Consider the following 19,210-nt stretch of genomic DNA (forward strand, 5'->3'; position numbering starts at 1 on the left):
CCTGGCGGTCAGTCCCGGCAACAGTGCCGGATAATGTCCGCGTAGATTGTTCGCGCCTCGTCGATGCGGTCGATGAAGCAGAATTCGTCGGTCTGGTGCGCCTGGGCCATCTCGCCGGGGCCGATGACGACGGTTGGAACGTCTCCGAGCGCATAGGTCAGGATGGAGGCATCGGTGAAATAGGGGGCTCCGCGCGGCACCGGCTGTGACCCGACGGCCCGGACCAAGGCGGCTTTCACTGGTTCGATTGCCGGGTGGTCGGGGGCGGTGGAAAAGCCCGGCACGTCGGTCACGGCGGACACGCTTGCCTCGATCCCGAGAAGATCCTGCACCCTCGCGATGAGATCGGCGTGGCATTCCGTCGGGATCGTGCGGAAATCGACGGTGAATGTCGCGCTGTCGGGAATCGAGTTGATGTTGAGGCCACCTGAAATGGTCGTCACCGCGAGGGTCGACCGTCCGAGCAGGGGATGATCGCCAGTGTCGAAGCCGAAGCCCTCCAGACTCCTGATCCAGGCCGCCGCCTTGTAGATCGCGTTGTCACCCAGGTCGGGCATCGAGGAATGCGCCGTCTTGCCCGATGCCGAGATGACCAGGCGCAGGGACCCCTTGTGGGCGAGGATCATCTCGTTGGAGGACGGCTCGGCGACGACCAGGAGGTGGGCGGGCTCCAGCAGGCCCGACCTTGCGAGATAGGCGGCGCCTTCGCATCCTGTCTCCTCGCCCGCCGTGATCACGAGCAAGATGCCCCGCGACAGGGCCTGGTCCTTGACCTCGATCACGGCGTCGACGAAGGCCGCGACCCCCGCCTTCATGTCCGAACTCCCTCGCCCGAGGAGCTTGCCGCCCGCGATGTCGCCGCAGAACGGCTCGAACTGCCAGTCCTTCGTTCCGAGAGGGACGACGTCGACATGGCCCGTGAAGCAGAGTGGCGGTTTGTCTGCTGGCCCGGGCAAGCGGGCGACCAGGCTCGGCCGACCCGGTGCGAAGGACGAGACCGTGCAGGAGAGACCCGCTCCCTCCAGGAGAGCCGAGAGATAGCCGATGGACCCGGCTTCGTTTCCCGGGGGGTTCATGCTCTCCAGCCTGACGAGGTCCTGGGCTAGTCTTACGGCCTTGCTCGTCACTACACCCTCCGGTTCTCTTGCTCGGCCCGTTCCCGGTCACGCCTCTTCGGTGATCCGAAGGAAGCCGTGCCGGTCCACCCGGACGGCTTGGCCCCGCAGGACCATGGTCGTCGAGGTGGGTTCCTCGACGATCATCGGTCCGGACAGGAGCGCGCCTGGAGGCAGCAGGTCCCGCTCGTAGACCACCGCCTCGTGCCGGCCATCGTCACCGAAATCGACGACGCGCCGGCCCTTGAACGCGGCGTCGATGGAGCGGCCGGCCGCACCCAGCGGTCGGATCTCCGGCTTCGGCACGCGCGCCTTCGCCCGGAGCCGATAGGTGACGAACTCGACGGGAGTGCCCTCGAGGCGGAACGTGTAGGTCTTCTCGTGCACGTCGTGAAACGTCGCCAGGATCGAGTCGACGGTGGCCGTCGACAGGTCGACGGGAACCGTGACGGAGTGCTCCTGCCCCAGGTAGCGCAGGTCGCAGGAGAGCCGGGTTGCGATCGTATCGCCCGCAGCGCCCGCGTCGCGCGCGAAATACTCGGCGGCCTGCTCCTCCAGGGCGGCAAACAGCGCATGGATGTCGGACAGGCTCGTCGAGGCGGCCAGCGACAGTTTTGTCCGCACGAAATCCCGCCTCGGCTCGGTCGCGAGCATCCCCCATGCCGAGAACAACCCGGGATAGAGCGGGACGATAATCTCTTTGACGCCGAGGTCCCGCCCGAGCACGCAGGCGTGCATGGGCCCGCCGCCGCCTCCGACCACGAGGCTGAAGTCGCGCGGATCGTGGCCGCGCTGGATGGAGATGAGCTTCAGCGCGTTGATCATGTTCGCGTCGACGACGCGCAGGATCGAGACCGCGGCCTCCTCGACGCTGGTCCCAAGCCGCTCTGCGATGGGTCGAAAGGCCGCCTCGGCCTTGGCCCTGTCGAGCGTGAACTTGCCGACGGCGAAGTATTCAGGGTTCACGACGCCGGTGATGAGCTTGGCATCGGTGACCGTCGGCAGTGTGCCGCCTCGGCCGTAGCAGGCCGGCCCGGGATCGGCCCCGGCGCTCAGGGGGCCGACGCGCAGCGCGCCTGCGGCGTCAAACCAGGCGATGGAGCCGCCGCCGGCCCCGATTTCGATGATGTCGACCACCGGCGTGCGGACGGGGTATCCGAAACTGGTCCGCGTCCACTCCAGCTTGTACTCCGTCGTGATGTCGACGGCTCCGTCCTGGATCGTCGAGCATTTGGCGGTCGTCCCTCCAATGTCGAGATAGATGACGTTAGGCTCGCCGACCAGCTCGCTGACGAGGGCGGCGCCGTTCACCCCAGCCGCCGGACCGGATTCGATCAGCGTGATGGGGTGCTCCTTCGCCCAGTCAAAGCTCGCCGTTCCCCCGTTGGACTGCATGGCGAAGTAGGGGCCGGCGCAGCCGATGTCGGCCAGCCGGGACTCCAGCCGCCCGAAGTAGCGCTGCACGATAGGCTGGACATAGGCGTTGAGCACGGCCGTATTGGCTCTCTCGTACTCGCGCCATTCCCGCGTGATCTCGCAGGAGGCCGTGACCGGAATGTCCGGCAGCAGTTCGCGCAGGCGCGCCGCCGCCTTCAGCTCATGCTCCGGGGCGGCGTAGCTGTGCAGGAAGAGGATGGCGATGGCCTCCACTCCCGCGGACCGGCATGCCTGGGCGATGCCGTCGAGGTCCTCCAGCATGAGCGGCTGGAGGACGTCGCCCTTCGCATCGAGACGCTCGCGCACCTCGAACCGGAGCGCGCGAGGCACGAAGGCCTCCTCCTTCCGGAACCGCAGATTGTAGAGGTCCGGGCGGTTGCCGCGCGCGATCTCCAGCACGTCGCGGAAGCCCGCCGTCGTCACCAGCGCGGTCTTCACGCCCTTGCGCTCGGTGATGGCGTTGATGACGGTCGTCCCGCCATGGACGAAGAAGTCAATCTCCGCCGTGTCGATGCCCGCCAGCCCGATCGTGTCGGCGATGCCCTGCGTCAGATCCCTGGGAGTCGTGAGCGACTTCGCGACGCTGAGGTCGCCGGTGTCCTCGTCGTAGTAGACCAGGTCCGTAAAGGTGCCCCCGATGTCTGTCGCCAGCCGTCCCATCTATGCCCCGCCCTTTCCAGACCTCGCCTGGGCCGTCGCCTTCAGGTCGATGGCGCCACCTCGGTCGAACGACACGCCGTAGGTGCTCGCGGCCTCGGCGGCCGTCATGTAGCCGCCTGCCACGTCGGCTTCGACCTCTTCCGGCGGGCGCGCCGAGGGATCGCCGAAGCCGCCCCCGCCACCCGTGACGAAGGTCACCCGGTCGCCCTTTTTCAGCGACAGCGTCGGCATCCGCGCGCCGTGGATGGTCTCGCCGTCCTTGACGATCTCCAGCCGGTTGCAGGATCCCTCGGTCCCGCCCGCCGCTCCCCACGGCCGCTCGATCGAGCGGCCGAAGCTCGCGCTCAGGATGGCGTCGGGGGAGAGGATCTCGTATTCTCGGACTGACCCGAAGCCGCCCCGTTTGCGCCCTGCGCCCACGCCGCCCGCGACATTCAGCGCGTAGCGATGAACCCTCAGCGGGAACTTGGCCTCGAGCAGCTCGATCGAATAGTTGAACGTGTCGCCGTTCGTGATGGCGCTGACGACGCTGGCGCCGTCGCGGTCCTCGGTGGCGCCCCATCCCACCATGCCGGGCTCGACGAGAACAAACGGCTCGCCGCCGTCCTCGCCAGCCGTTCCGGCCAGCACCGACACGCAAAGCGAGTTGCTGGATCCGGCGCTGACGCGCTCGGGAAGGACAGGGGCCAGCGCCTTCCAGACCAACTCGGAAGCATGGCCCGTTCCTTCGTAATACCATCCGACGGGAGCGGGCAGCACGGCAGTGAAGACGGTTCCGGGAGGGGCGACGACCTCGAGCGGTCGGAACCATCCGTCATTCGAGGGGGCCTTGGGATCCACGACAGCCTTGAAGACCGTTTTCACTGCCGAGACGAGCGCGCCGCGCGCGCAATTCACCGGACCGGCCAGCTGCGGCGAGGAGCCCGTGAAGTCGGCGATCATCCGGTCGCCGGCGATGGTGACCTTAACGCAAACGGGAAACCGCTCGGCCGAGATGCCGTCGCCGTCCACCCAGTCGGTGGCTTCGTAGACCCCGTCCGGCATGGCCGAGACCGCCTGACGGCTGAGGCGCTCGCTCGTCTGGAGGATGTGGTCGAAAGCGCCGGTCAATCGATCCACGCCGTATTTGGCGGCGATCTCGCCCAGCCTGACGTCGGCGATCCTGACGGACGCGATCTCGGCGTTCAGGTCGCCCAGCGACATGCCGGGCAGCCGGACGTTGCACTCGATGATGTCGTAGATCGCATCCTGCCGGACGCCGCGATCGTAGAGCTTGAGCGCGGGGAACCGGATCCCTTCCTGAAAGACGTCGGTCGCGTCAGGAGGGAGGCTTCCCGGCGTCTTCCCGCCCACTTCGCTCCAATGGGCCAGGGCGATGGCGAAGCCTACGAACCGGTCCTGGATGAAGACGGGCTTCATCACGGCCACGTCGCACAGATGCGTACCGCCCTCGTAGGGGTTGTTCATGATGAAGATGTCGCCGGGGTGGATGTTGGTCCCGAACTTCCGGAGCACGGCGCCGATCTGGGTCGAGAAGGTGCCGGTGAAGACCGTGATCCCGTTCGTCTGCGCGACGAGCTGCCCGGACGGGTCGCAGATGCCGCAAGCGAAGTCGAGCACCTCGTAGATCACCGGGCTCATCGAGCTTCGCGCCAGGACGAGCCCCATCTCGTCGACGGTGGCGAGCAGCTTCCCGCGGATGATTTCCAGCGTGACCGGGTCGGTGCCTTTTGCGCCCGGTGGAGTCAGGTGATGCGTCATGGGCGTGTTCCCGGTCGTGAGGGGCGCTGGCCGCGCGCCAGGATCAGGCAGCCGACCCGCGCGACTTGCTCAGCGAGCGAGGAGGCGTGGGCGAGGGCTGTCGCCACCACGTCGTGCGGGTCGACGAGCGACATTCCGTGGGCGTCGGGCACGATCCGTCCCCGATCGGCGTCGAAGCCGGCGCCTGCGCCGGTGGCCAGGAGGTCCTGCTGAAGGCGGCCCGGCCCCCGATCGCTTCCGCGCGCCAGATGCCGGAAGGGTTCGGTGAGGGCGGCGGCATAGGCCGAGGCGACAGGGTCTCCCGGCCGGCTCGCGCGAACGGCCGCTGCCGCATGGACCAGACTCGTTCCGCTCCCCGGAACGACGCCCCCCGTCATCGCCGAGCGGGCGGCGCTGACCATGCTTTCGGCGCGGCGGTGGCGCTCCTTCCACATGGACTGCGTGGGCGCGCCCACCCGGATGTTCGCAACGCCCGCCGCGAGCCGGGCGAGGCGTTGAGAGAGCTTCCCCTTGTCGTAGGTCTTGTCCTCGCGAGACACGGCTTCCCTGAGCTGGCGCACCCTTGCGGCCACGGCCTCGTCCGCCCCGTCTCCCCCGAGGATGCGGGTGGACGCGCTGCCGATCTCGATCATGTCGGTCCCGCCGAGGTCGTCCCTGCGGGCTCCCGAGGGCAGGCGGCCCGTCCGCGAAGAGAGAACCTGACCCCCCGTGAGGATGGCGAGGTCGGCGGTCATCTCGTGCCGGTACGTGCCGGAGCCGGGCCCTTTGACGGCGGCGCACCGCACGATCCCGCCCCGGTGATTGGCGACCAGCATGGCCATGGCCTGGCCGACGACGTCTTCAGCGATCACGGCGAGGGGGCGGTCCTCCGCGCGGGCGATCTCCAGCGCGGGCAAGACGTCGGCGGCGGATTCGAGCCGATCCTCGCACAGCAGGACGAGGGGCCGGTCGAGCTTGAGGCGCGTCGTTCCCTCGTCGGCGAAGTCCCGTGACAGGAAGCCCCGCTCAAACTCCACGCCCGTGCTGTAGAGCGCCGTCGTGTCGACCGACTGGTTGAAAGAGACTGTGACGATGCCGTCGGGCCCGACCTTCAGCACGGCGTCGGCGACGATGTCGGCCAGCTCCAGGTCGTCGTCGCCCGCCCGCGCGCACAGCATGGCGATGAGATCGCGCGAGATGGCGGGTCGGCGTTGCTCCGTCAGGCTGCCAAGGGCCGTGTGGCGCGCGGCGCCGAAACCGTCCGCGATGCGGCCGGGATCATGGCCGGCGGCCTTAAGACGCGAGGCGGCGCCCGACAGAGCGGCGGCGAGCAGAATGGCCATCGCCGTCCCGTCACCCGTCGCGTACTGGACGCGCGTGGCGGCCTCCTTCGCCAGCTCCAGCCCGATCCGGCTGAGCGATGCGTCGAGCTCCAGGTCGCGAACTGCGACGAAGCCGCTCTTGGTGAACAGCGGGAAGTCGTTCGTCCGCTCCATCGCGACGAGGCGGCCGCGCGGCCCGAACGTGATCCCGGCGAGCTGGCCGGCGAGGGCGAGGCCGCCGTCGAGCGCCGTCGCGGCCTTGTCGCCGAATAGGATGTCCTTTGTTTCGCGCATGAGTAAGCCGCCCTGATCCGAGGGACGAGGGCGGACCCAGGCCGAAAGGCCAAGGCCCGCTTCTTTCGTCGTCGGCGTCAGGCCGCCACGAACCGGTTCCAGCCCTGGATGTAGTCGGTCACGTGCTCGGGCCAGATGTTCCAGAACGCCACGTTGGCGAAGCGTCTCTCGCGGGGGCCGGTGTCGCGCCCGGCGCCCTCGTACCAGTGGCGCCACTGTTCCGGGGTCAGGTATTTCTTCACGGTGGCGCTGGCCGGCGAGTAGTAGCCCTGCGTCGCGTCGACCGAACCTCTCCAGCCCTCGAGGCACCAGTCCATGTAGGCCATGACGACCTCGGGATCGGCGGCTTTGTTGCTCATCGTCATGCCGTAGTACCAGGCCGAAGTTCCCTCCCACACGTCGACATAGACGCAGGGTACGCCCTGGGACTTCACGTCCTCGACGACCGGGTTCCAGCAGTCGATGGCCCAGACCTCGCCGGAGGTGAGGAGGTTCACGGCCTCGCCGTAGTTGGTCCAGATCAGGCGGAAAACGCCGTCGCGCTTGGCCGCGATCAGGAATTCGATGACCTCGTTGACCTCGTCGGGTTGCAGATCGGAAAGCGAAACCTTGGGCGCGTCCATCTTGCCGTTCTTGACGAGGTAGGTCGCGGCGCGCGGCGGGCCGATCAGGTCATCGTTCTGGATCGCCGTCTTGCCCTTGAAGGTCATGTCGCGCCACTTGGCCTCGTAGAGGACGCCAAGCGTGTCGGGGATCCCGTAGTCCTTCTGACCGGACGCGAACTTCTGCGGAAGGATCCCGAGCGCGTCCGTGTTGTAGATCTGCGGGACCATCAGGAACGAATTCTTCTTCTCGTCCCAGTAGACGGCCTTCAACGGCCAGCCGCTCTTCGGGTCCGAGGCCGGGTTGCCGGCGTCGGTGAACAGGGCGTCGGCATACTTCCAATTGGTGATCTTCTCGATCGGCACTGGGGCGGCGACCTCGCCATCCTTCAGTGCCGGCGCGCGGAACGAGTTGGTCTCGATCATCGCGAAGGTCTCGTTGCCGCCCGTGAGGAAGCGCTGCACCGATTCCGACAGGCTCGAGGCGGTTCCAGTCACCTCGAAGCCGGAGACTTCCTTGAACTTCGTGAAGAAGCGCTCCTGAACCGACACTCCGGTGCCAATGATGTTTAGGGGTTTGGTCTGCTTGATGCCCGCAAACCGGGGGGCGAAGGCGTCCCCGGCCTCCGCGGGTCCGATCGCCCCCAGCAGGGGCGCGGCCGCCGCCGCCGTGCCGGCCGCCGCAGCGGCGGCGAGGAAGGCCCGGCGGCTGAGCGGCTCCTGCTTGGCGCGCGCCCGTTCACCCTGCACTTCCAGTTGGTTCATGTAAGCTTGGTGCCTGACCTCGATGTGCTTGGAGTCCATCTCAAATCCCCCTCTCAGTGGCCCTCGTTCACGTCAAAGAATTCGTGGAGTTCATGTCGCGTGTTCTTCTTGTCCAACGAAGCGCACGCGCCTCACTTCCTTGGTCAGAAAGTAAACCATGAGGATAATTACCAGGATCGAGATCGCGGTGACGATCGTTCCCATCGCGTAGAGGCGCGGCGTGACACGCACCGTCGTGGCGCCGAGGATCTCAAGCGGGAGCGTGTTCTCGGCCCCATTCACGAGGAAGGTCCGGGCGAACTCATCGAACGACAGGGTGAAGGCGAACAGAACTGACGCCGTGATGCCCGGCTTCACGATGGGAAGCGTAATCCGGAAGAAGGTCTGCGCCGGCGACGCCCCCAGGCACATCGCGGCGTGCTCGATCGACCTGTCGAACCGGTTGAAGACGGCGAGCAGAATGATGAAGCAGAACGGGAAGGACCAGACGACATGCGCCAGCAGCGCCGTCGAGAACCACGCTTTCTGGACGCCGGCGTATTGCCAGACCAGCGCATGGCCGAGGCCTAGGGCGACGCCGGGGATGATGATCCCGAGCAGAAAGATGTTGAAGACGATCCGCTCGCCGCGAAACCGCGTGCGAAACGCTTGGGCCGCCATCGTGGCGAGGACGGTCGAGATGGCGGCCGTCATCAGCGCTAAGGCCAGGGACCGCCATGCTGGCGGGCCCAGCCGGCCCATATACTCGCCGGTGGACTTGGCGGAGCCATCCGGGTCGAAAAGGCGGCCGTACCAGCTCAGGCCCGGGTCCTTCAGCGGGAAGGTCGGTCCGCCGTCGGCGCCCTGGAAGGAGAGGATCGCCATCACCACGGTGGGGCCGTAGAGCAGGAGAACGAAGACGGCAAAGTAGAGGCCCAGTCCGATCTTCAGGGGCGAAAGGCGGGTTTCCCGGCTGGCGTAGTCGGCCATGGTCGCCCCCTAAATCTGCTGTCGCAGGTCCGCGACCCGCAGGATCGCGAGCGCGACGGGAAGCGTCACCGCGACGATGACGACGGCGACGACGGAGGCGAGCGGCCATTGCAGCGCGCCCTGGTTCTGCAGGAGGACATTGGCCAGCATCGAGGCCTTGCCGCCGCCGATGAAGCGCTGGATGGCGAACTCGCCCATCATCACGACAAAGACGAAGAGAACTCCGGTCGCCAGGCCCGGCCTGGTCAGCGGCAGGATGACGCGGGTGAAAGCCTGCCATCGGCTGGCGCCGAGATCCCGCGCCGCCTCGATCACCATCGGCGGGATCTTCGACATCGAGAAATAGATCGGCCCGATCATGAAGACCGACCAGATCATCGCCATGGCGAAGATCATCGCAGGACGCGAGTAAAGGAGGATTTCGGCGGGCTCGTCGATGATCCCGACGCCCATAAGCGCCGTGTTGATGAGCCCGTTGCGCCCGAGCAGTGGCAGCCAGGCGATCATCCGGATAAGCGCGCTCGTCCAGAACGGTACGATGCACAGCAGGAGCAGAAACAGCTTGGCCCGCTCTCCCTTGACCTGGAAGGCGATGAAATAGGCGGCCGGGTAGGCGATGAGCACCATTAACGGCAGGAGGATGAGACCCACCTGCAGGGTGAAGACGACGGTGTCGAGATAGGTCCCCGTGGTGAAGAACGTCGCGTAGTTCTTGAACGAGAAATCCGGCCGCATGCCGTAGGGCAGGGCCTTCCAGAAGGAGAAGACGAGGATCGAGCCGAGGCCCAGCAGCGTCCCGACGAGCATGACCGTCGTCGGCAGGACGAGCAGCAGGATGGCGCGCCGGGTTTGCTGACCCTCCAGGCTGCGGGTTCCGTGCGTCCGGCCCGTAGCCGCGGAGACTTCCAGGGGAACGGACAGGTTCTCGGACATAGCCTAGGCCGCCAGCACGAAGGCGTTCCCGGTCTTCCAACCGAGGCGGACTGGTGATCCGATGGGCAAAGCGGCGAGGCGTCCGGCGTCCTCGAACCTGTCGAGCCTCACCAGCCGGCCATGACCGACCTCGACGTTCAGCTCCACGTGGGAGGTCTCGAACAGTGAGAAGGCGAGCCGGCCTTCCAGCGCCGTGTCGTAGGCTGGGCTGGCGTCCAGCAACTCGACATGGTGGGCAGGACAGACGACCCAGCACGCCGAGTCCCGGCGCAGATCCCCGTTTTGCGCCCGCGCCCTCAAGGGGCCGATATCGGTCTCGACGGTGGCGACGCCGTCCTCCTGCCCGACGAAACGTCCCGGAATAACGTTGTTCTTCCCCACGAACTGCGCAACGAAAAGCGATGCGGGATGCTCGGCGACCGATGCGGGCGGGCCGACCTGCTCGATGCGCCCTTTGTTCATGATCACGACCTGGTCGGACAGCGCGAACGCCTCCGACTGGCTGTGAGTGACGTGCATGAAGGCGATGCCGAACTCGCTGTTCAGGCGCTTGAGGACGCGCACCATGCGCTCCCGCAGATTGGCGTCGAGCGAGCCGAGCGGTTCATCGAGGAGCAGCACGTCCGGCCGCGTCACCAGGGCCCGGGCCAGCCCGACGCGCTGCTGCTGCCCGCCGGACAGCTGCGTGACGGGCCCGTCGGCCAGGGAGGCGATGTCGACCGCCTCCAGGATTGCGCCGACCCGCTTTTCCTGCTCGGCGGCCGGCACACGACGCATCTGCAAGCCGAACACGACGTTCTCGCGGACAGTCATGTGGGGAAAGAGAGCGAAGTGCTGGAACACCATCGCCGTGTTGCGGCGATGGGGCTCCAGCTGCGTGCAGTCGCGCCCGCCGATTTCAATGCGTCCGGACGTAGGGCTCTCGAAACCCGCCACCATCCTCAGCGTCGTCGTCTTGCCGCATCCGCTCGGCCCGATGATTGAGACGTATTCGCCGGGGTTGATGTCGAGCGCGACATTGTCGATAGCAGTCACCCCGCCCGGGAAAGACTTGCAAAGCCGCGATAATCTGACTGCTGGAGCCATCAGGGTCATCCCACCCTCTCTTTCTCCAGAATAAAAGAATGTGACGGTGGGTCAACGAGAGGGGTTGCCTATAGATTCGCCATGGCAGAATCGTTGGCGATACATATGAGTAAAAAAACGTCGATCCGAAAGCATATCCACGATTGGATACAGGTTTGTATACAGTTGTGGTTCCAGCGACCTGCTGTAGCTCTGTCTAATCACCTGAGAAGGTTGGTTATTTACGCTCCCTTGCAGCGGTCTCGGCCCCTGTCTCGCACCTGGCGTTCCGTGCAATCTGGAGACTGTACGCTGCTTTTTTGTGCGCCCCGAGTGTCCGCTTCCCTGGTGCAGGTCAGGAGACCCTCCAACCGGTCACGCTTGCGCGGATCGCGCGGCGCGCCTCATGCCTCCTCCATCACGATGAAATCGAAATCGCAGGCCTCGTTTCTCAAAGATTCGAGGGCCTTGTACTCCGGGCTTTCAAAGCATCTGTTGCAGGCGTCAAGGTCAGGAAACCTGAAAATCGCGGCCCGGACATGTCTGTGCGAGCCCGTCACAACGCCGGTCACTCGGCCTACCGCCAGGCGAATACCGCCATAGGATTCGAGAATCGGGCCGGAGAGAGCGACGTACTCCTGAAGCTTCGATGCATCACGGGGTGTGCCGTGCGAGATCAGATAAGCGGCCATCTGCGTCGTCTCCTTGCAAGCGGCCGTGTTGGCCGACCCGACCCAGTGGGCAAGCAAACGGCGCACCAAGCCGTCCGCGACCGCCAAGGGCGCCCGCCGGACGCCGTCTGCCCGGGCTTCCTCAGGGCCGTCATTGACCGACCGGCGGCAAAACCTATCGAATGACCGCCTCGCCTTGCGATCGGCCAGAGCCGCCCGACTCGTGCCGATGGTGCGGGAACGCCGCTACGCCGAGATCGCCCGCTCCGTTCTCTTTTTCGCCGACCATTCGGAGGCGTCCTACATCGCCGGAGCCGTCCTGTCCGTCGACGGCGGTATCGTGCTCGCCTGAGCGGCATATCCGCAGCTGCCGCGCGCATCCTTCGTCGCCTCGGGGCCGAGACGCGGATCTACGACTCCTCCGGCCGGCCTCTGCCGGACGATGCCCCTGCGGACCGCCCGAAGTTCAAGGCGCTACGAGACCTTCCGACCTAGTTGGAGGGCATGGTCTGGTGCTCGCCGGAACGGCACGGCTCCATGACCGGAATCATCGTCATGCGACGCGAGGCCAGCAAACCGGGCCGCTGCGATGCCTAGGCGTCCGTCCAGTAGCACCCCTGGGATCGGATGCAAACGTCTGCTTGTGGCGCAAGCATATCGGTCGGCTCTTGGCGCTAGGCCGAAGTTCCGCTCATGGTCATGAGCGCCGGTTCGCTTGTGTCGTACTCGCGCCATCAGCGGAACCTGCATCTCGTCGCAAAAGTAGAACCTCGTCAGGGCCGCTTGCAGCAGCTTCACCCGAAATTGCCAGCGGCAGCGTGACGCCACTGCGGTCCCGGTGCAGAATGTGCCTATCCGCGCTTTGGTTGGATGGGAGCGGGGTGGCAGTGTCTGCCCAACGCAAACTTGTCGGCATCTTGGCGGCTGATGTCGTGGGCTATACGCGGCGCGTGGAAACAAACGAGGCAGCTGCGCTCGCTGACCTGCAATCGTTCCGGACGGATATCCTGGTCCCTTCCGTGGCATCGCATGATGGTCGGATCGTCAAGCACATGGGCGACGGCGTGCTCGCCGAGTTTGGATCGATCGTCGACGCCGTCCGGTGCGCCGTCGCCATTCGGGATGCTGTCTTCACGGGGAATGGGAGCCGCCCCGTGAACGACCAGCTGCGAATACGGCTCGGCGTTCACCTCGGCGATGTCGTGGCAGATGGCGATGACATCCTCGGAGACGGTGTGAATGTCGCAGCACGACTGGAGCAGAATTGCCCTCCGGGAGGACTGCTGATTTCGGGGGAGGCCTATGATCAGCTCGCCGGAAAGATCGCGGTCTCTTTCCGCCCTGCCGGAGAGCAGCGCTTCAAGAACCTGAGCCGACCCATTCGAACCTATCTCGCCGGCCAGTGCCAGCGGCGCCAAGCCGACGATCCATGCTGCGGGTCGGCTCCGCGGCCGCGTTGGTCGCGGTCCTCACGATTGGCGGAACCACGCTGTTGAGAATGAACTCAGGCCGCGGCGTGGTATCGCCGGCTGCGGCAAGGCCCAGCCTCGCCGTGTTGCCCTTCGAGAATGCAACGGGCGACGCCGCCCAGAAATACTTCTCGGAAGGGATCACCGACGACATCCTCATTGCGTTGGGCCGTTCACCTCTCCTGACCGTGATTGGCCGCAACACGAGCTTCGCCGCACTGGAGCCGGGCGAAACTCCGGCCGAGGTCGGGCGGCGGCTTGGCGTCAAGTTCGTCCTGGCCGGCCGCGCGCAGCACGCCGATCAGAGGGTCCGGGTCAGCGCTGTGCTGGTCGGGATCGAGACCGGGTCGATTATCTGGTCCGACAAGTACGACCGCCCCCTCACCGACGTCTTCGCCGTCCAGGACGATATCGCGGGGGCCATCGCTGCGAGGCTCCTGTCGAGAGTTGAGGCCGCAACGGTCTCCGGAACGATGGGGCGGCAACCGGCCGACTTCTCCGCCTATGAAGACGTGCTCCGCGCCCGGGAGATCCGGTATTCCGACGCAGGCAAGGAAGCCACTCTGCGGGCAAGGCGCCTTCTGGAAGAGGCTGTCAGGATCGACCCCGGCTTCGCCCTTGCGCATGCGGAACTGGCCTACACCTACTACCGCGAGTTGTCCCGGCGGTGGGCACCCGAGAACGCCGCTGTATCCCTTGCAACCGGTACCGCGGCGGCGGAACGCGCACTGTCGCTCGATCCGGGTCTTGCATTCGCCAATGTCACCTTTGGCAATCTGCGCCTGATCGCACGCGACTACGCCCAGGCAGAGAAGTTCGCCCGACGCGCCACCGAACTGAATCCAAACGATCCCGAAGCGCATGCAGGGTTGGCCAATGTGCTGCTTTCGATCAACAGGGGGGAGGAGGCGTTGGCCTCCATCAACCGAGCGATCCAGTTGGATCCGCTCTATCCTCCATTGTTCGACAATTACAGGGGCCGCGCGCTGCTGCTGACCCGGCGGTTCGACGAGGCCATCTCGGTGCTGTCCGACTGCACCCGCAGGCTACCCGACTCGTGGCCGTGCAACCTCTATCTCGCCGTTGCATACCATTATGCGGGCCAGGCCCAAGCCGCCCGCGATGCGATGCAGCGCGCCATGAGGATCGCACCGTTTAAGTCACTGGACGAATACAAGGGTACGACCACGCTACAGCCGGGTCCAGAAACCGATATCATCATTCGGGCTCTTCATGACCTCGGGTTGCCCCAACAGGGAGATTCCAAGGGCAATCCGTAGGCATCGCCCACTGGCCCGAAGGCCGGAGAGCCGAACTGCGGGAACAAGGGGCATGGGCGTCGAACAGAACTGAAGGCGCGAACACGGCTTTCCCGACCTGCGGCCGGCCGTGGCACGAAACAAGCTCCAGCCGCAGTCCCTTGGGTGGCTTTCAACGAGGGCCGGCTGGAGAACTCAGCGGGAGCACCACCCCGGCAGATAGGCCGCGTCCGCGGTGCGGGCGAGTGTAAGGGCCTTTTCCAGCGCGGCCCCAAAGTCTTTTTCCACGAGGGCCGCCTTGATACGACACCGCAGGAAATCTGCCCAAAGGAACTCGCTGTAAAGGCTCATGTCCTTGGCGTAGCCTCCGACCCGGCGCAGCTCTCCGGCCAACGATCGGAAAGGGTCGTCGGTGAGCCCCTCGAGACGCTTCGGAATGCTCTTCCATGTGTGAGAGCTGCCATTCCGGTCGTAGGCATGCATCCAATTCTTGTGGGCCATCACGAACCAGAATGCGTCCTTCTTCAGGCCGCTGAGATCGGCGACCGTCGAAACGAGAACCCGCCCGACGCTCTCCTCGAGCAGCGCCAGTGCCAGGTGATGATGATCCACGATGAAGTACTGGCCCCTTGGGCCCAGGACAGCCGGAATCATGTGAGAGCCGAGAAACTTGCCGCCCTTCGTCTGTTCCCCCGCAAGTGTCTCTCGCCAATGCCTGCGCTTCTCGTCGACCTCTCGGCGGCCGACTGTCATCTGCGTCGGGCGCAAGTCTTGGAGCGCGACCGGTTCCAGGACAGGATCAATCATGTGTGCTCCCGAACGGTTTCGCCCAACCCTCATCAAGAGAATGGACCCTTTGACATTCAACCGCGAGCTTTGCCTTCGTTGAATCGCATCCCACCGCGAAGACGACGGAATCATGGCTCCATGCCCCCGGCAACGCCGCCTCTTTGAACGACGTCTGGCCCGATCGCCCATCTCCCTTCGCGCGGAGAGCCAAAGGAGGACTGGGGCATTGATACCGTTTACTCGGGATGGCTATCGATCAATGCTCGAGATCAAGGAACATGTCGTCATGCTTAGGCCCAGCATCCAGGCCGTCCTCGTCCTCGCCGCTCTGGCTGTCCTTGGTTCGGCCTCAGCGCGTGCGGCAGACCCGATCGCGGGTGTCTGGGAGCAGGTGGACGAGGATGGCGAGGTCGGAGCCCTCATTACCATCACGGACCGAAACGGCGTAGTCGAAGGCGTGATCAGCAAAGTCCTTCCGCAGAAGGATCCGGTTCCCGACACGTGCGAGAAGTGCAGTGGCGCGAAGAAGGGCGCCAAGCTGATCGGGCTCAGGATCATCGAGAACATGCGCCGCGACGGTGACGCCTACACTGGCGGCAGCATCACCGATCCGGAGAACGGCAAGGAGTATACTGCCCGCCTGAAGCTCTCAGCCGACGGCCGTACACTCGACGTGCGCGGCTATATCGGCACGCCCTTGCTTGGCCGCTCGCAAACCTGGCGCCGGCACTGAGCCTCCCCCCAAGTGCGATAGAAGCTCCATTCCGTGTAGCTGCGGAACGGCGTCCGGCCGCGAACCGGACACGCGAGCCGTGTCTTTTCAATGGCTTGCCAAGACGGCGCCGTCTGGCACGGAGGTTGCGGACGGGTCGACGGGATCCAGCCCGGATCCAATCGGACACTGAACGTGCAAATTGCTCCGACAATCCTGTGCGACTTCGACGGCACGGTCACGGTCGATGACACCACGGACGCCGTGTTCTCCCGTCATGGCGTTCTACGTCAGCATGCGTGGGAGTGCCGACTACTACGTCGTTCGTCCACGTAAATCGAGACAACTGAACGCGTGCGAAATCTTGTGGAATTGGCTGCGTGGTCGCGTCGGCGTTTGAGGGGATGCCGCCCGCTTGATCCGCGCCGATTTGGAGGCGCGGAGAGCAGACGTTCTGGAGGGCCGGTATAGGTCAGTAGCGCCCCCGATAGTTTTCGCCCTTCAGCAAGCGGCCCCCGAAATGCGCGGCGCGTCGGATGCTGCCCTCTAGCACTGCGCGCCCGCCGAGTTCGCGGCCGACCGTCCTGATGTCGACAGCCTTGCCCTGCGCGTCACGAGAGGTTTGCGAGGGCGTGTAAATGTCGCTCCGTAACGCCACGCGAGGCCGAACCATGCCCGAAAGCCCGATCCTGACTCGACGCGGCTTCCTTGCCGCGAGCTCCGTCATCGCCGGCGGCGGTACGTTGGGCGGCGTCTTCGCCCCGGCCGTGAGCCGCGCCGGCGACAGGCCCGCCGCGACGCTCGGAGTGCAGTCGGGTGACGTGACGTCTTCCTCGGGCGTGGTCTGGACCCGTGCTGACCGGCCCGCCCGCGTCTGGATCGAGGCCGCGACGACCGACAGCTTCAAGGACGTCGTGAAAACCGTATACGTCGATGCCCTCCCCGATGCCGACCTCACGGCCAAGCTCGTCCTCGACGGGATTTCTGCGGGGCAGGACGTATTCTACCGCGTGCGGCTGCAGAACCTCTTCGAGCCCGCCATCATCGGCGAGCCCATCATAGGTCGGTTCCGGACCGCGCCGGCTGACCGGCGGTCCGTGTCTTTCGTTTGGTCCGGCGATACTGCCGGCCAGGGCTGGGGCATCGACGAGGCGCGCGGCGGCATGCGGACCTACGCGACCATGCTGAAGGCGCAACCGGACTTCTTCATCCACTCGGGCGACAACATTTACGCCGACGGCCCTATCCAGGCCGAGGTGAAGCTCAAGAACGGCGAAGTCTGGAAAAACGTCGTCATCGAGGAGAAGGCCAAGGCCGCCGAGACGCTGGACGAGTTCCGTGGCAACTGGCGCTACAATTTGCTCGACCGGAACGTGCGCGACTTCTATGCGGCTGTGCCGTCCTTCATGCAGTGGGACGACCACGAGGTCACCAACAACTGGTATCCGGACGAGCCACTGACTCGCGCCGAGCATCAGCGGAAGAAATACGTCGAGAAGAACGCGATGATTCTCGCGGCGCGCGCCTCACGCGCGTTCCATGAATACACACCAACACGCGTCGAACCTGCCGAGCCGGGCCGGGTCTTTCGCAAGGTGTCGTATGGTCCGCTGCTCGACGTGTTCATCCTCGACATGCGGAGCTACCGCGGAGCGAACGGCGAGAACCGCCAGGAGACTTATGGTCCGGAGTGCTACTTCCTGGGCCCGCAGCAGGTCGCCTGGCTGAAGCGGGGGCTCACGGATTCTGCGGCAACTTGGAAGGTGATCGCCGCCGACATGCCGCTCGGGCTGATCGTGACCTATGATTCGGACCGCAAGTTCGGCAGCGAGGCCGTGGCGCAGGGCGACGGCCCGCCTCTCGGCCGCGAACTCGAGATCGCAGGGATCCTCTCCTTCATCAAGCACGCGGGTATCAACAACACGGTCTGGCTCACGGCCGACGTGCACTACACAGCCGCGCATTACTACGACCCGAACAAGGCGCAGTTCCAAGACTTCGAGCCGTTCTGGGAGTTCGTCTCCGGTCCCCTGCACGCTGGGACATTCGGTCCGAACCCGCTCGACAACACTTTCGGGCCGCAGATCAAGTACCAGCTCGCGCCAACACCCGAGCAGAGCCAGAACCTGCCACCGAGCGAGGGCCTTCAATTCTTCGGCCACGTCGCCATCGATGGCTCGAGCGAAGCGATGACGGTGACCCTCAAGGACGTCGCCGACAAGGCTCTATGGTCGGTGGTCCTTGAACCTAAGCGGGGGTGACGGTCGAAAGAAGGGACGACCCTCAAAGCGGCGGCGTGCTCGAAAGTCCTGGATGAAAGCAGACCTGCGGCAGGTCCGCTCAGGGTCAGGAGCTCTGGTTTGCTGATCTCGCGGCCATGAACGCGGCAACCCTCGGCCGACTCAGGATCCGTGCCTAGGGCCCGCGCACCCGGCTAAAGCATGTAGCCTAGCAAAGTGGGCCGCTTGCTTCCGCGACGATCCTTTCGTGAAGCTCCGCGATCTCAGGAGCGATAACCGGTCCGGCGGCCTTGCGGGCCGCAGCCAGCTTTTGCTGGTAGACGAGGAACTTGCTACTGACGAACTTTCCGACCTGGTCGTAGGCTGGATCCGATAGGACCTCCTGAAGCGAAACGAACGTCACGCCTTCCTGCACCAGTCTCTCGAACAGACGGTCGGCCACGACCGCGAAGAACGGGACGGTATGGCCAAGTCCGATGCCGGGCACGTCCCGGCCGAACGCTCCGCAGAGCGTCTCGTGGTCGTAACGCACCTGGGCGACTGTCGCCTCAACGAAGTCGCGCTCCAGGCGCTCCATGGCATCGGTGTCTCCGCGTTCCAGCGCATAGCGCCATGCCCGGTTCCAGAGCCACTCGTGCCACCAGGTCGTAACGTCCGCCGCGACATAGCCTTTGGCGCGCAAGTGGTCGGCAACTTGCGAACGCTTGGGCTCCGTATCGCCCCAATGGCAGAGCGTGTAGCGGAAGACCTTGGTCGGCGCTTGGGCGATCCAGCGCCATAGGGCATCGTCAGCCTTGTCGATCTCCCAGCAGTAGCGCTCGGCCCCGATGTCGGTGAGGACGGGATGGTTGTGGGTGTGGTTGCCCACGTGGTGACCGGCTTCAACCCACTCGTCCATAACCTTGCCCAGGCCTGGATTCATGTCGAGCGCCCATGAATTCCCGAATCCCCAAGAGCCTCTCGCGCCGTGGCGGTTCAGGGCTGCCCCGATGTCGCGCATGATCGACGAGACACTGAAACCGGGCGGCGGTTCGGACCGAGGCCAATGGGGAATGTCGTCGAGGGTGAAAGCAAGGCGCACGGCTGCCTCCGCCTATCGGTTCAGACGCGCAGTGTAGTGCGAAGTACGTCAGCTTAGCCAAGCGAACGTACGCGATTGGACCGGGCG

At 65.4% G+C, this 19,210-nt stretch carries 16 protein-coding genes; 5 read left to right on the plus strand and 11 right to left on the minus strand.

The window, feature by feature from the left end; translation table 11 throughout:
- Positions 1–8: 8 nt before the first annotated feature.
- The 9 genes from AC5JCN_RS23230 to AC5JCN_RS23270 all read right to left on the minus strand — a co-directional run bounded on the left by AC5JCN_RS23230 (position 9) and on the right by AC5JCN_RS23270 (position 11,594).
- Entirely contained in the window at positions 9–1,127 is a 1,119-nt protein-coding gene (locus AC5JCN_RS23230) for a M20 family metallopeptidase (RefSeq protein ID WP_495757460.1), read from the minus strand.
- Positions 1,128–1,163: 36 nt separating this feature from the next.
- Positions 1,164–3,212 carry a hydantoinase/oxoprolinase family protein gene (locus AC5JCN_RS23235; RefSeq protein WP_495757461.1) on the minus strand — a complete coding sequence of 683 codons (2,049 nt, stop codon included), beginning with the start codon at positions 3,210–3,212 and terminating at the stop codon, positions 1,164–1,166.
- Positions 3,213–4,973 (minus strand): hydantoinase B/oxoprolinase family protein, encoded by a 1,761-nt coding sequence (locus tag AC5JCN_RS23240; RefSeq protein ID WP_495757462.1) that lies wholly within the window; start codon positions 4,971–4,973, stop codon positions 3,213–3,215.
- Positions 4,970–6,568 (minus strand): chaperonin GroEL, encoded by a 1,599-nt coding sequence (gene groEL / locus AC5JCN_RS23245; protein WP_495757463.1) that lies wholly within the window; start codon positions 6,566–6,568, stop codon positions 4,970–4,972. Before groEL ends, AC5JCN_RS23240 begins: the two co-directional genes overlap by 4 nt.
- Before the next feature lie 77 nt (positions 6,569–6,645).
- A complete protein-coding gene (locus AC5JCN_RS23250; RefSeq protein ID WP_495757464.1) occupies positions 6,646–7,974 on the minus strand; it encodes an ABC transporter substrate-binding protein in 1,329 nt (442 codons plus the stop codon).
- Positions 7,975–8,025: 51 nt separating this feature from the next.
- Complete coding sequence (locus tag AC5JCN_RS23255; RefSeq protein WP_495757465.1) at positions 8,026–8,904, minus strand: ABC transporter permease; 879 nt, start codon at positions 8,902–8,904, stop codon at positions 8,026–8,028.
- 9 nt (positions 8,905–8,913) lie between these two features.
- Positions 8,914–9,837: an ABC transporter permease gene (locus AC5JCN_RS23260; RefSeq protein ID WP_495757466.1), complete on the minus strand. Its 924-nt coding sequence runs from the start codon at positions 9,835–9,837 to the stop codon at positions 8,914–8,916.
- Positions 9,838–9,840: 3 nt separating this feature from the next.
- Positions 9,841–10,923, minus strand: a complete 1,083-nt coding sequence (locus AC5JCN_RS23265) for an ABC transporter ATP-binding protein (RefSeq protein WP_495757467.1) — start codon at positions 10,921–10,923, stop codon at positions 9,841–9,843.
- Positions 10,924–11,306: 383 nt separating this feature from the next.
- A complete protein-coding gene (locus AC5JCN_RS23270; RefSeq protein ID WP_495757468.1) occupies positions 11,307–11,594 on the minus strand; it encodes a DUF1330 domain-containing protein in 288 nt (95 codons plus the stop codon).
- Positions 11,595–11,802: 208 nt separating this feature from the next.
- Here AC5JCN_RS23270 and AC5JCN_RS23275 point away from each other — a divergent pair, with 208 nt between their 5' ends.
- The 3 genes from AC5JCN_RS23275 (at position 11,803) to AC5JCN_RS23285 (ending at position 14,322) form a co-directional block, all read left to right on the plus strand.
- Positions 11,803–11,925: a hypothetical protein gene (locus tag AC5JCN_RS23275; RefSeq protein ID WP_495757469.1), complete on the plus strand. Its 123-nt coding sequence runs from the start codon at positions 11,803–11,805 to the stop codon at positions 11,923–11,925.
- Between the two features lie 493 nt (positions 11,926–12,418).
- Complete coding sequence (locus AC5JCN_RS23280) at positions 12,419–13,069, plus strand: adenylate/guanylate cyclase domain-containing protein (RefSeq protein WP_495757470.1); 651 nt, start codon at positions 12,419–12,421, stop codon at positions 13,067–13,069.
- Positions 13,003–14,322 carry a tetratricopeptide repeat protein gene (locus tag AC5JCN_RS23285; protein ID WP_495757471.1) on the plus strand — a complete coding sequence of 440 codons (1,320 nt, stop codon included), beginning with the start codon at positions 13,003–13,005 and terminating at the stop codon, positions 14,320–14,322. Before AC5JCN_RS23280 ends, AC5JCN_RS23285 begins: the two co-directional genes overlap by 67 nt.
- A gap of 174 nt (positions 14,323–14,496) precedes the next feature.
- Here the strand turns inward: AC5JCN_RS23285 and AC5JCN_RS23290 are convergent, their stop codons facing one another.
- Positions 14,497–15,108, minus strand: coding sequence for a ParB-like protein (locus AC5JCN_RS23290; protein WP_495757472.1), 612 nt, complete (start codon positions 15,106–15,108; stop codon positions 14,497–14,499).
- A gap of 268 nt (positions 15,109–15,376) precedes the next feature.
- On the opposite strand from AC5JCN_RS23290, the gene AC5JCN_RS23295 reads away from it, so the two are divergent.
- Together AC5JCN_RS23295 and AC5JCN_RS23300 are read left to right on the plus strand one after the other, a co-directional pair.
- Positions 15,377–15,823 (plus strand): DUF2147 domain-containing protein, encoded by a 447-nt coding sequence (locus AC5JCN_RS23295; RefSeq protein WP_495757473.1) that lies wholly within the window; start codon positions 15,377–15,379, stop codon positions 15,821–15,823.
- Positions 15,824–16,473: 650 nt separating this feature from the next.
- Positions 16,474–18,063 carry an alkaline phosphatase D family protein gene (locus AC5JCN_RS23300; protein WP_495757474.1) on the plus strand — a complete coding sequence of 530 codons (1,590 nt, stop codon included), beginning with the start codon at positions 16,474–16,476 and terminating at the stop codon, positions 18,061–18,063.
- Positions 18,064–18,250: 187 nt separating this feature from the next.
- Here the strand turns inward: AC5JCN_RS23300 and AC5JCN_RS23305 are convergent, their stop codons facing one another.
- Positions 18,251–19,123 (minus strand): polysaccharide deacetylase family protein, encoded by an 873-nt coding sequence (locus AC5JCN_RS23305; RefSeq protein WP_495757475.1) that lies wholly within the window; start codon positions 19,121–19,123, stop codon positions 18,251–18,253.
- Positions 19,124–19,210 lie beyond the last annotated feature (87 nt).

The sequence above is a fragment of the Alsobacter sp. genome, assembly GCF_059501845.1.